The sequence below is a fragment of the Streptomyces sp. DSM 42067 genome (assembly GCF_055792885.1).
Window position 1 is genome coordinate 6,742,827 of record NZ_CM147706.1, and the last position, 13,885, is coordinate 6,756,711.

General features: G+C 65.4%; 4 protein-coding genes, 1 tRNA gene and 2 rRNA genes. 6 read left to right on the plus strand and 1 reads right to left on the minus strand.

The window, feature by feature from the left end; all coding sequences use genetic code 11:
* The first annotated feature begins 163 nt into the window (after positions 1–163).
* The 4 genes from ACSMXV_RS30595 (at position 164) to ACSMXV_RS30610 (ending at position 4,433) form a co-directional block, all read left to right on the plus strand.
* Positions 164–3,286: ribosomal RNA gene (locus tag ACSMXV_RS30595) — 23S ribosomal RNA — on the plus strand.
* Positions 3,287–3,377: 91 nt separating this feature from the next.
* Positions 3,378–3,494 (plus strand): 5S ribosomal RNA (rrf, locus tag ACSMXV_RS30600).
* Positions 3,495–3,607: 113 nt separating this feature from the next.
* Complete coding sequence (locus tag ACSMXV_RS30605) at positions 3,608–4,273, plus strand: DegT/DnrJ/EryC1/StrS family aminotransferase (protein WP_473179109.1); 666 nt, start codon at positions 3,608–3,610, stop codon at positions 4,271–4,273.
* A gap of 84 nt (positions 4,274–4,357) precedes the next feature.
* A tRNA-Thr gene (locus tag ACSMXV_RS30610) sits at positions 4,358–4,433 on the plus strand.
* Positions 4,434–4,488: 55 nt separating this feature from the next.
* Here the strand turns inward: ACSMXV_RS30610 and ACSMXV_RS30615 are convergent.
* Entirely contained in the window at positions 4,489–7,158 is a 2,670-nt protein-coding gene (locus ACSMXV_RS30615; RefSeq protein WP_473174376.1) for a SpoIIE family protein phosphatase, read from the minus strand.
* 260 nt (positions 7,159–7,418) lie between these two features.
* Between ACSMXV_RS30615 and ACSMXV_RS30620 the strand changes: the two genes are divergently transcribed.
* Complete coding sequence (locus ACSMXV_RS30620) at positions 7,419–12,920, plus strand: HAMP domain-containing protein (RefSeq protein ID WP_473174377.1); 5,502 nt, start codon at positions 7,419–7,421, stop codon at positions 12,918–12,920.
* A 244-nt stretch (positions 12,921–13,164) separates the two neighbouring features.
* Positions 13,165–13,848: a response regulator gene (locus ACSMXV_RS30625; protein WP_181662244.1), complete on the plus strand. Its 684-nt coding sequence runs from the start codon at positions 13,165–13,167 to the stop codon at positions 13,846–13,848.
* The last annotated feature ends 37 nt before the right edge of the window (positions 13,849–13,885 follow it).

Below are 13,885 nucleotides of genomic sequence, written 5' to 3' on the forward strand. Positions count from 1 at the left end.
TGAGGGGAGCGGCGAGTGTGTCGGGCACGCTGTTGGGTGTCTGAGGGCACGGGCTGAACGCTCGTTCCTTCGGTATGCCGGCCCCGGTAAAGATCCGTTTCGGCGGGTTGTGACGGGTGGTTGGTCGTTGTTTGAGAACTGCACAGTGGACGCGAGCATCTGTGGCCAAGTTTTTAAGGGCGCACGGTGGATGCCTTGGCACCAGGAACCGATGAAGGACGTGGGAGGCCACGATAGTCCCCGGGGAGTCGTCAACCAGACTTTGATCCGGGGGTTTCCGAATGGGGAAACCCGGCAGTCGTCATGGGCTGTCACCCATGCCTGAACACATAGGGCATGTGGAGGGAACGCGGGGAAGTGAAACATCTCAGTACCCGCAGGAAGAGAAAACAACCGTGATTCCGGGAGTAGTGGCGAGCGAAACTGGATGAGGCTAAACCTCAAGCGTGTGAGACCCGGCAGGGGTTGCGCTTGGGGGGTTGTGGGATCTCTTTTCTACGGTCTGCCGGCCGTGGGACGAGTCAGAAACCGTTGATGTAGGCGAAGGACATGCGAAAGGTCCGGCGTAGAGGGTAAGACCCCCGTAGTCGAAACATCAGCGGCTCGTTTGAGAGACACCCAAGTAGCACGGGGCCCGAGAAATCCCGTGTGAATCTGGCGGGACCACCCGCTAAGCCTAAATATTCCCTGGTGACCGATAGCGGATAGTACCGTGAGGGAATGGTGAAAAGTACCCCGGGAGGGGAGTGAAATAGTACCTGAAACCGTGTGCCTACAAGCCGTGGGAGCGTCGGACATCAGCTTGCTGGTGTCTCGTGACTGCGTGCCTTTTGAAGAATGAGCCTGCGAGTTTGCGGTGTGTTGCGAGGTTAACCCGTGTGGGGAAGCCGTAGCGAAAGCGAGTCCGAATAGGGCGATATAGTAGCGCGCTCAAGACCCGAAGCGGAGTGATCTAGCCATGGGCAGGTTGAAGCGGCTGTAAGAGGTCGTGGAGGACCGAACCCACCAGGGTTGAAAACCTGGGGGATGACCTGTGGTTAGGGGTGAAAGGCCAATCAAACTCCGTGATAGCTGGTTCTCCCCGAAATGCATTTAGGTGCAGCGTCGTGTGTTTCTTGCCGGAGGTAGAGCACTGGATAGGCGATGGGCCCTACCGGGTTACTGACCTTAGCCAAACTCCGAATGCCGGTAAGTGAGAGCGCGGCAGTGAGACTGTGGGGGATAAGCTCCATGGTCGAGAGGGAAACAGCCCAGAGCATCGACTAAGGCCCCTAAGCGTACGCTAAGTGGGAAAGGATGTGGAGTCGCAGAGACAACCAGGAGGTTGGCTTAGAAGCAGCCACCCTTGAAAGAGTGCGTAATAGCTCACTGGTCTAGTGATTCCGCGCCGACAATGTAGCGGGGCTCAAGCGTACCGCCGAAGTCGTGTCATTGCAGTACATACCCCTAACGGGGACTGTGATGGGTAGGGGAGCGTCGTGTGCCGGGTGAAGCCGCGCCGGAAGGCAGTGGTGGACGGTTCACGAGTGAGAATGCAGGCATGAGTAGCGATACACACGTGGGAAACGTGTGCGCCGATTGACTAAGGGTTCCTGGGTCAAGCTGATCTGCCCAGGGTAAGTCGGGACCTAAGGCGAGGCCGACAGGCGTAGTCGATGGATAACCGGTTGATATTCCGGTACCCGCTGTGAAGCGTCAAACATCGAATCCAGTGATGCTAAGCCCGTGAAGCCGCCCTGATCTCTTCGGAGTTGAGGGGAGTGGTGGAGCCGGTGACCCGAGCTGGTAGTAGGTGAGTGATGGGGTGACGCAGGAAGGTAGTCCATCCCGGGCGGTGGTTGTCCCGGGGTAAGGGTGTAGGCCGAGTGGTAGGTAAATCCGCCGCTCATCAAGGCTGAGACCTGATGCCGAGCCGATTGTGGTGAAGTGGATGATCCTATGCTGTCGAGAAAAGCCTCTAGCGAGTTTCATGGCGGCCCGTACCCTAAACCGACTCAGGTGGTCAGGTAGAGAATACCGAGGCGTTCGGGTGAACTATGGTTAAGGAACTCGGCAAAATGCCCCCGTAACTTCGGGAGAAGGGGGGCCACGCTTGGTGAGAGGACTTGCTCCTCGAGCTGGGGGTGGCCGCAGAGACCAGCGAGAAGCGACTGTTTACTAAAAACACAGGTCCGTGCGAAGCCGTAAGGCGATGTATACGGACTGACGCCTGCCCGGTGCTGGAACGTTAAGGGGACCGGTTAGTCATGATTCGTCATGGCGAAGCTGAGAACTTAAGCGCCAGTAAACGGCGGTGGTAACTATAACCATCCTAAGGTAGCGAAATTCCTTGTCGGGTAAGTTCCGACCTGCACGAATGGCGTAACGACTTCTCGACTGTCTCAACCATAGGCCCGGTGAAATTGCACTACGAGTAAAGATGCTCGTTTCGCGCAGCAGGACGGAAAGACCCCGGGACCTTTACTACAGTTTGATATTGGTGTTCGGTTCGGCTTGTGTAGGATAGCTGGGAGACTTTGAAGCGGCCACGCCAGTGGTTGTGGAGTCGTCGTTGAAATACCAGTCTGGTCGTGCTGGATGTCTAACCTGGGTCCGTGATCCGGATCAGGGACAGTGTCTGATGGGTAGTTTAACTGGGGCGGTTGCCTCCTAAAGAGTAACGGAGGCGCCCAAAGGTTCCCTCAGCCTGGTTGGCAATCAGGTGTTGAGTGTAAGTGCACAAGGGAGCTTGACTGTGAGACCGACGGGTCGAGCAGGGACGAAAGTCGGGACTAGTGATCCGGCGGTGGCTTGTGGAAGCGCCGTCGCTCAACGGATAAAAGGTACCCCGGGGATAACAGGCTGATCTTCCCCAAGAGTCCATATCGACGGGATGGTTTGGCACCTCGATGTCGGCTCGTCGCATCCTGGGGCTGGAGTCGGTCCCAAGGGTTGGGCTGTTCGCCCATTAAAGCGGTACGCGAGCTGGGTTTAGAACGTCGTGAGACAGTTCGGTCCCTATCCGCTGTGCGCGTAGGAGTCTTGAGAAGGGCTGTCCCTAGTACGAGAGGACCGGGACGGACGAACCTCTGGTGTGCCAGTTGTTCTGCCAAGGGCATGGCTGGTTGGCTACGTTCGGGAGGGATAACCGCTGAAAGCATCTAAGCGGGAAGCCTGCTTCGAGATGAGGACTCCCACCCACTTGATGGGGTAAGGCTCCCAGTAGACGACTGGGTTGATAGGCCAGATATGGAAGCCCAGTAATGGGTGGAGTTGACTGGTACTAATAGGCCGAGGGCTTGTCCTCAGTTGCTCGCGTCCACTGTGTTGGTTCTGAAACCACGAACAACCCCGCGTTGCGTTGCCGCAGCGTGGTGCGGTTGAGAGTTTCATAGTGTTTCGGTGGTCATAGCGTGAGGGAAACGCCCGGTTACATTCCGAACCCGGAAGCTAAGCCTCACAGCGCCGATGGTACTGCAGGGGGGACCCTGTGGGAGAGTAGGACGCCGCCGAACAATCTTTGATTGAGCTGGTCTCCCGACTTCGGTTGGGGGACCAGCTCTTTTTTGTTCTGCGTCATCTTGCGTTCACGTTGCGCGGTCAGCATCCCCCCATGGGGACAGTTGGAATCCTGAGGGCCGCTGGCATCGGAGCCGGCGACGAGGTCGTGGTGCCGGCGTTCGGTAACGTCGAAGTCGCCGAGGCTGTGGTCCTGGCCGGAGCAGTACCTGTCTTCGCCGACATAGACCCGGTGACGTACTGCCTTGATCCCGCGGCCGTTGCGGGTGCGATAACCCCGCGTACGGCGGCAGTCGTCGTCGTACACCGCTTCGGACGGCCGGCTGATGTCGATGCTCTGCGGAGCATTGGGCAGCGCCACGGCCTTCTCGTGCTGGAACACAGCGAGTTGGACGCGCCGCCGATCGACGGGGTGGCGCAGCGGCGAGCGCATGCCGCCTACCTCGACCAGCGGCTCAGCGGAGTGATAACGCCCATCGGTAGCGTGCGGCACACCTATCAGCAGTACGTCGTACGGGTTCCCGGAAACGGACGGCCGGACCGGGACGCCTTTGTACGGGCCATACGTGGCAGGGGAGTTGACGGACGTGTGCCGGTCAAGACACCACTGCACCGCATTCCCGGCTTCCGGCGCGACGTCTGTCTCCCGGAAACAGAGCGAGCCGCCGACGAGACTCTGGCGCTGCCCGTCGATGCCTCACTTTCGCGGCGCGAGATACACCGGATCGTCTCGGCCTGCAACGCGCTCGGCGGGCTGCTGCAGCCTGCGTTCTGAGCCCGTGGCCGGCTGTTCGGAAGACACGCGAGTTCGGGGTATGATTTATTGCGTTGCCGCGCGGGAAACCGCGTAAGGCGGCCGGCCCCTATAGCTCAGTCGGCAGAGCGTCTCCATGGTAAGGAGAAGGTCAACGGTTCGATTCCGTTTGGGGGCTCCACAGCACAAGGCCTCCGCCCATCGGGCGGAGGCCTTTTTGGTTCCCGGCCGAGGTCTCAGTCCTTCTGAAGACCCGGTACCCGCATCGCCAGAATCGCCATGTCGTCCGAGGGCGCGTCTGACGCGAAACGCTCCACAGCGCGCATGATGCGGGCGGCAACTGCGCCGGCCGTGAGGCCCGTGCAGGTGGTCAGAACATCCGTGAGGCCGTCGTCGCCGAGCATGCGCGTGCCCTCGCGGCGCTCCGTGACGCCGTCGGTGACGCAGAGCAGGACGTCGCCCGGGTCGAGGACGACCGTCTGCTCGTACAGCTCCAGATCATCCATGACGCCAAGAAGCGGCTGCGGTTCGGCAGCCGGTTCCACCGTGCCGTCCTGGCGCAGGCGAAGCGGCAGGGGGTGGCCGGCGCAGACCACCTTCAGCACGGCCGAGCCGTCCTCCTGGGGCCACAACTCGCCGTAGAGCAGGGTCAGAAAGCGGCTGCGTGCTCCCTCGTCGAGGATCGCGGCGTTGAGGCGCTCCAGGACGGCCGGGCCGCCGAAGCCCTCGCGTGCCAGCAGCCGCAGGGCGTGCCGGGCCAGGCCTGTGACGGCCGCCGCCTCCGGACCCGTACCGCAGACGTCGCCGATGGCGAATCCGTAGGCGCCGTCGCGAATGGGGAAGAGGTCGTAGAAGTCACCGCCGACCTCGTTGCCCTCGCCCGCCGCGCGATAGATGACCTCCACCTCGACGCCCGGCACATCGGGGAGTTCCGGAGGGAGCAGGCTGCGCTGGAGGGACTGGCTGATCGCCGTGCGCTCCGAGTACAGGCGGGCGTTGTCGAGGGCGAGGGCGGCCCTGCGGGAGAGGTCCTCGGCGAGTTCGAGGTCCTCCTGGCGGAAATGTTCGTCGGAGGGCTTGCCGAGGGTGAGCATCCCGATGACGCGGTTGCGGGCCACCAGTGGGAGGACGACGGTCTCTCCGCCGACCGCCGATGAGGTCGCCAGAGTCGTACCGATGCCGGAGCTCACGCTGGCAGGCTCGCCGAGGCCCAGGCTGCGCATGGAGGTGCGCAGCGCCGCCTCGTGGGCGGCCTCGGAGGGGGTGTTCCACACGCGGGCGCCCGGCGTCGGGACCGGGTCGGGCGGGGCGATGCGTGCCAGCAGGGCCTTGAGACCGTCGATGCGCTCCTCGTCCTCGTGCAGCACGTACGAGAGGTAGGGCTCGGACGACTGGTCGGCGATCGTATAGACCGCGCACCACGTGGCCAGGGTCGGGACCGTCATCTGGGCCATGAGGGCCAGAGTCTGGTCGCGGTCCAGGGTGCCAGCGAGGAGGTCGGATGCCTCGACGAGGAAGGACAGCGAGCCCCGGCGGTGTCTCTCCAGCTCGCCAAGTCGGGCGGACTCCACGGCGAGGGCGATGCGGTCGGCGGCGAACTGGAGGCGCAGGGCCTCCTCGTTGGAGTACCGGTCGGGCGCCTCCGCCGCCACGCCGAGGGAGCCCGTGAGGCGCCCCTCGACCTTCAAGGGAACCGTGACGACGGAGCGCAGTCCCGTGCCGTTGAGCAGCGGCACGGCGCCGGGGACCTCAGAGAGGTCCTCATGGACGGACGGCATGCGCGCCGAACCGTATCGGCCAGGCCCCGCTTCGACGGGGACGCGGGCGAAGCGCTGGCGGGCCGACGGCAGTCCGGTGGAGGCGCGGACCTCCAGCTCCGTCTCGTCGTCGGTTGCCAGCAGGAGGAACGCTGCGTCGCCGTCGAGCATGTCCCGGGCGCGCTCCACCGTGCGCTGCAGGAGCCCGTCCAGATCGTCCGGCGCCGGGGAGCCGATGAACACCTCGAAAGGGTCCGCAGCATGACCTTCGGTCAGGTTTGCGGGGTCCGGGTGGACCGGGCCGCGCAGCGGGGTCTGCAGGACGGCGCGCTCGTGGTCCCGTACGAGAAGGCAGACGGTTGACGGATCGCCGTCGGCGTCGCGGACCCGCAGATGCGAGGCGTAGACGGGGGTGACGCGGCCGTCGGCGGCGCGAATGCCGTAACTGCCTTCCCAGCGGGAGAGTTGGAGGGCCTCGGCGATGCCGGTGCTGGTGCCGGGGGTGTGCGGCCAGGCCGCGAAGTCCGTGAGGGGCTTGCCGGTGACCTGGTCTGCCACGTACCCGAAGAGCTCCTCGGCGTCCTCGTTCCAGGCCGTGACGGCGCCGGTCCGGTCGATCTGGATGACTGCGACCCGTACGCGGCCGTCGGCCAGCGGCAGCAGGTCGGTGGGGAGCGAGGGACCGGCTGTGCGGATCCCCACCGGCCGTTCTGGCAGGTCGAGTTGGAACCACACCTGTTTGTGCGTGGGGGTGTAGTCGACGCCCCAGCGGGAGGCGAGCGCGGCGCAGAGCTGCAGCCCCCTGCCGCCCTCGCGGTCGGGGCTGCCCATGCTCGCCAGGGACTGCTGGAGGGGGATCTCGCGCTCCGGGTAGCGGTCGGCGACCTCGATCCGTGCGCCGTCGCCTGTGCGAAGACAGAGGACTTCGGCCGCGGTGCCGGCGTGCACCACCGCGTTGGTGACGAGCTCGCTGGTGAGGACCACCGCGTCGTCGACGATGTCGGTGAATCCCCATCCCTGGAGGGTGTCGCGGACGAAGGAGCGGGCAGTAGCGACAGAACGCCCGACGGGGTCGAAGGTGGCAGCCGCGCGCGCGGTGATCACAGAACTCCTCGTACGAGTGTCGACGCCCAGGTCTCCCGTGGTCATACTGAGGCCGCCCCTCCGTTTGCCCGTTCGTTCCGGCCACCAGCCCTGGCCGGGCGAACCGGGGTGGTTGGACAGCCGCATGCAAGGTTACTTACCTTCACCGTCCATGCGGATGCGGGTTCCCAGTGTTTCCGCCCGGAGGGTGTGCGGACGGTGTGCGAAGCTGCCGAACTGTTATGGCCTGGTTCCGCCATGGTGAAACACTGGGCAGGCTTGAAGAGACAGCCCGGCAAGAGGTCGACCCCTGCGGGAGGGACACAGTGGAGTCTGGCGCGGCGACGCGGAGCTCGAAGACGCGCGCGAAAGGCGGACAGTCCCTGAACAAGCAGCGCACATCACGCAACGGGACAACCGCGGTGGACACCGCGGCTCTCAACCGGCTGCTCGCGGCCCTGGTGTCGATGCGGGACGGTAACTTCCGCAAACGGCTCACGGTCTCGGGCGACGGCGTGATGTCCGAGATTGCGGCGGTATTCAATGAAGTCGCCGACCGGAATCTCCACCTGACGGGAGAGCTCTCCCGGGTGCGGCGCGTCGTTGGCCGTGAGGGAAAGCTCACAGAGCGGCTCGAGGTGGGCGCCTGCGAGGGTTCCTGGGCTGCGGCGATCGATGCGTCGAACGCGCTTGTGGACGACCTCGTACGCCCCGTCTCCGAGGTCGGCCGGGTGCTGTCCGCGGTGGCGGAGGGCGACCTCCAGCAGCGCATGGAGCTGCGCTCACAGGGGTCGGAGGGTGGCGGGCATCCACTGCGCGGCGAGTTCCTGAAGGTCGGGCGCACCGTCAACAACCTCGTGGACCAGCTGTCCACGTTCACCGACGAGGTCACACGCGTGGCCAGCGAGGTCGGTACGGAAGGCAAGCTGGGCGGCCAGGCCCGGGTGCGCGGTATGTCCGGTTCGTGGAAGGATCTCACGGATTCGGTCAACACCATGGCGTACCGGCTGACGGCGCAGGTGCGTGACATTGCTCTCGTGACGACTGCAGTCGCAAAGGGTGACCTGTCGCGCAAGGTGACCGTCCATGTCGCCGGCGAGATGCTCGAACTGAAGAACACCGTCAACACGATGGTGGACCAGCTCTCGTCCTTCTCCTCCGAGGTGACCCGCGTCGCGCGCGAGGTGGGCACCGAGGGCGAGCTCGGCGGGCAGGCGCAGGTGCCGGGTGTGGCGGGTGTGTGGAAGGACCTCACCGATTCGGTGAACCTCATGGCCGGAAATCTCACCGCGCAGGTGCGGGGGATCGCTCAGGTCACCACTGCGGTCGCCAGCGGCGACCTGTCGCAGAAGGTCACGGTCAGCGCACGCGGCGAGGTCGCACAACTGGCCGAGACCATCAACCAGATGACCGAAACCCTGCGCACGTTCGCCGACGAGGTCACGCGCGTGGCGAACGAGGTCGGTGCGGAGGGGCGGCTCGGCGGTCAGGCGAACGTGCCGGGCGCGGCAGGAACGTGGAAGGACCTCACCGATTCGGTGAACACGGTCTTCCGCAACCTCACCACTCAGGTGCGGGACATCGCCACGGTGACCACGGCGGTGGCGAACGGTGACCTGTCGCAGAAGGTCACCGTCGATGTCGCGGGTGAGATGCTCGAGTTGAAGAACACCGTCAACACGATGGTGGACCAGCTCTCCAGGTTCGGTTCCGAGGTCACGCGCGTGGCGCGCGAGATCGGCGTCGAGGGCGAGCTCGGCGGGCAGGCGACGGTGCAGGGTGCGGCCGGTACGTGGAAGGACCTGACGGACTCCGTCAACACGGCGTTCCGCAATCTCACGGGGCAGGTGCGCAACATCGCCCAGGTGACGACGGCGGTGGCCAACGGTGACCTCTCGCAGAAGGTCACCGTCGACGTCTCCGGCGAGATGCTCCAGCTGAAGAACACCGTGAACACGATGGTGGACCAGCTGTCGAGCTTCGCCGACCAGGTCACGCGTATGGCCCGCGAGGTGGGCACCGAGGGCCGGCTGGGCGGGCAGGCGCAGGTGCCCGGTGTGGCGGGTGTGTGGAAAGACCTCACCGATTCGGTGAACCTCATGGCCGGAAATCTCACGGCGCAGGTGCGGGGGATCGCCCAGGTGACCACGGCGGTGGCCCGCGGTGATCTGTCGCAGAAGATCGACGTGGACGCGCGCGGCGAGATCCTGGAGCTGAAGAGCACCATCAACACGATGGTCGACCAGCTGTCCGCGTTCGCCGACCAGGTGACCCGGGTGGCGCGCGAGGTGGGTACGGAGGGCAGGCTGGGCGGTCAGGCCCAGGTGCCCGGCGTCGCAGGCGTGTGGCGCGATCTGACCGACTCCGTGAACGGCATGGCGGGCAACCTCACCGCCCAGGTCCGCAACATCGCGCAGGTCGCGACGGCGGTGGCCCGCGGTGACCTGTCGCAGAAGATCGACGTGGACGCGCGCGGCGAGATCCTGGAGCTGAAGAACACCCTCAACACCATGGTGGACCAGCTGTCGAACTTCGCCGAGCAAGTCACGCGCGTGGCGCGCGAGGTGGGTACGGAGGGCATCCTTGGCGGCCAGGCCGAGGTGAAGGGTGTCTCCGGCACCTGGAAGGACCTCACGCAGTCCGTGAACGGCATGGCGAACAACCTGACCATGCAGGTGCGCAACATCGCCGAGGTCACGACCGCGGTGGCCCGCGGCGACCTGTCGAAGAAGATCACCGTCGATGCCAAGGGCGAGATCCTCGAACTCGTCACCACCGTCAACACGATGGTCGACCAGCTGTCGAACTTCGCCGAGCAGGTGACCCGGGTGGCCCGCGAGGTGGGCACCGAGGGCCAACTCGGCGGTCAGGCCCGGGTCCCCGGCGTCACGGGCATCTGGAAGGACCTCAGCGACAACGTCAACCTGATGGCCAACAACCTGACCACCCAGGTGCGCCAGATCTCCCAGGTCACCACGGCGGTGGCGAACGGCGACCTCACCAAGAAGGTCACGGTCGAGGCGAGCGGCGAGGTCGCGCAGCTCGCGGACACCGTCAACACGATGGTGAAGACGCTGGGTTCGTTCGCCGACGAGGTCACGCGCGTGGCCCGCGAGGTGGGCACGGACGGCATCCTCGGCGGCCAGGCGCGCGTGCCGGGCGTGTCCGGTACGTGGAAGGACCTCACCGAGTCCGTGAACTCGATGGCGTCCAACCTGACCGGCCAGGTGCGCAACATCGCGATGGTGACCACCGCCATCGCCAAGGGCGATCTGACCAAGAAGATCGACATCGACGCACGTGGCGAGATCCTCGAGCTGAAGACCACCATCAACACGATGGTCGACCAGCTCTCGAGCTTCGCCGAACAGGTCACCCTGGTCGCCCGCGAGGTGGGTACGGACGGCCAGCTGGGCGGCCAGGCACGCGTGCGTGACGTGGACGGAACCTGGCGCGACCTCACTGAGTCCGTGAACGAGATGGCCGGCAACCTGACCCGTCAGGTGCGCGCCATCGCGGCCGTGGCCACCGCGGTGACCCGCGGCGACCTCAACCTCAAGATCGACGTCGACGCGGCCGGCGAGATCCAGGTCCTGCAGGACAACATCAACACGATGATCGCGAACCTGCGCGACACCACCCTCGCCAACAAGGAACAGGACTGGCTGAAGGGCAACCTGGCCCGTATCTCGGGTCTGATGCAGGGACGCCGCGACCTCGAGGACGTCGCCTCGCTCATCATGAGCGAGCTGACGCCGGTGGTCTCCGCGCAGCACGGCGCGTTCTTCGTGGCGATGCCCACGGACGACGGCAAGGACCTGGGCGCCGCGACCCAGGAAGATGCGTACGAGCTGCGCATGCTGGGCAGTTACGGCTACTCGATGGGCTCCATGCCGACGTCCTTCCGGCCCGGTGAGACCCTGATCGGCACCGCGGCCAAGGAGAAGCGGACGATTCTCGTGGAGAACGTCCCGCCCGGCTATCTGAAGATCGCCTCCGGGCTCGGGGACGCGCCGCCCGCGCACGTCATCGTCCTGCCGGTGCTCTTCGAGGGCACGGTCCTCGGTGTGATCGAGCTGGCGTCCTTCCAGCCGTTCACACAGATCCAGAAGGACTTCCTCAACCAGATCGCCGAGATGATCGCGACGAGCGTCAACACCATCAGCGTCAACACGAAGACCGAGGTGCTGCTCAAGCAGTCGCAGGAGCTCACCGAACAGCTGCGGCTGCGTTCGGAGGAACTGGAGCAGCGGCAGAAGGCCCTTCAGGCGTCCAATGCCGAACTGGAGGAGAAGGCCGAGCTGCTGGCCCGTCAGAACCGCGACATCGAGGTCAAGAACACCGAGATCGAGGAGGCCCGTCAGGTCCTCGAGGAACGCGCCGAGCAGCTCGCGGTCTCGATGCGGTACAAGAGCGAGTTCCTGGCGAACATGTCGCACGAGCTGCGGACGCCGCTCAACTCGCTGCTGATCCTGGCCAAGTTGCTCGCGGACAACGCCGAGGGCAATCTCTCCCCGAAGCAGGTCGAGTTCGCGGAGACCATCCACGGCGCCGGTTCGGATCTGCTGCAGCTGATCAACGACATCCTCGACCTGTCGAAGGTCGAGGCAGGCAAGATGGACGTCTCCCCGACGCGCATCGCGCTCGTCCAGCTCGTGGACTACGTGGAGGCCACGTTCCGGCCGCTCACCGCGGAGAAGGGACTCGACTTCTCCGTACGCGTCTCGCCGGAGCTGCCCGCGACGCTGCACACGGACGAGCAGAGGCTGCTGCAGGTTCTGCGCAACCTGCTGTCCAACGCGGTGAAGTTCACCGACTCGGGAGCCGTCGAGCTGATGATCCGCCCGGCCGGCAACGACGTGCCCATCGCCATCCGGGAGCAGCTGCTCGAGGCGGGGTCGCTGCGCGATGCGGACGCCGATCTGATCGCGTTCTCCGTCGCCGACACCGGCATCGGCATCGCGGCCAGCAAGATGCGCGTGATCTTCGAGGCGTTCAAGCAGGCCGACGGCACGACGAGCCGCAAGTACGGCGGTACGGGCCTCGGGTTGTCCATCAGCCGGGAGATCGCGCGGCTGCTGGGCGGCGAGATCCACGCCCAGAGCGAGCCGGGGCGCGGCTCCACGTTCACGCTCTATCTGCCGCTGTACCCGAGCGAACTGCCGCCGCAGGGCTACCCGCAGCTCGCTCCGGTGATCGAGCCGGGCGACACGGCGGCGTCCATGCGCGAGCTGACCGCGCCAGCGGCCGAGACGCCCGCTGAGGTGAAGTCGTACCGTGACACGCAGAACGGGCCGGCAGCGCTGTTCAGGCGGCGGCGCAGGGCGGTGGCGGCCGCTGATCAGCGGCCCGCCCTGCCGGGCCAGCCGGCGGGGCAGGAACGGGCCCAGGACGGCTGGGCGGGCGGGTCTGGACAGGAGTCGGCGCCCCTGGCGCGCCACGCCCTGCAGTTCGACGGCGAGAAGGTGCTGATCGTCGACGACGACATCCGCAACGTCTTCGCCCTGACCAGCGTCCTGGAGCAGAACGGCCTGTCCGTGCTGTATGCGGAGAACGGCCGTGAGGGCATCGAAGTCCTGGAACAGCACGACGATGTGACGGTCGTACTGATGGACATCATGATGCCCGAGATGGACGGATATGCGACGACGACGGCGATCCGCAGGATGCCCCAGTTCGCCGGGCTGCCGATCATCGCCCTCACCGCGAAGGCCATGAAGGGCGACCGGGAGAAGGCCATCGAGTCCGGGGCTTCCGACTATGTGACGAAGCCGGTCGATCCCGACCATCTGCTCTCCGTGATGGAGCAGTGGATGCGTGAGGAGTGACCGGGTGGCGGACGGGCGCTGTTCACTTGCTGACTGACTGTGCCCGAAGCCGTGTAGAAGTACGGGAATCGGGGAACCTTCTGGTCCCCCACCGCGTTTCTGCTACGTGCACAGTGACATCGCGGTGACAGGGTGTGGCGACGGGCAGGGTGCGGCTACCATGACCGGCACAAGGGCGGGCGGCGAAAGGGAGTCGTCCCCTGGGGCGGCGCCCGGTGCACTGCCGGGACGAGGAGGGCGGGCCATGGTGCAGAAGGCCAAGATCCTCCTGGTCGATGACCGGCCGGAGAATCTGTTGGCGCTGGAGGCCATCCTCTCTGCGCTCGATCAGACGCTGGTGCGGGCATCGTCCGGGGAGGAAGCGCTCAAAGCACTACTCACGGACGATTTCGCGGTCATTCTGCTCGACGTCCAGATGCCGGGAATGGACGGTTTCGAAACCGCTGCGCACATCAAGCGGCGGGAACGGACCCGGGACATCCCGATCATCTTCCTCACCGCCATCAACCATGGCCCGCACCACACCTTCCGGGGATATGCGGCGGGTGCGGTGGACTACATCTCCAAGCCGTTCGACCCCTGGGTGCTCCGCGCCAAGGTCTCGGTGTTCGTCGAGCTCTACATGAAGAACTGCCAACTGCGGGAGCAGGCGGCCCTGCTCCGGCTCCAGCTCGAGGGCGGCGGCAAGTCCGCGGTCGGCGACGCCAAGGAGCCCGCCAGTCTGCTGGCCGAGCTCTCCGCACGGCTTGCAGCCGTCGAGGAGCAGGCAGAGGCGCTGTCGAAGCAGCTCGACGACGACTCCGCGGACGCGGCCGCGGTGGCCACCGCGGCCCATCTCGAACGCAAACTCACGGGCCTGCGCAGGGCCCTGGACGCCCTGGAGCCGGGCACGGGGACGGGTGCGCCGTCGCTGCCCTCGCAGAACTGAGCCCTTGAGGGACCGTCAGTTCAACGCCGCACGGGGA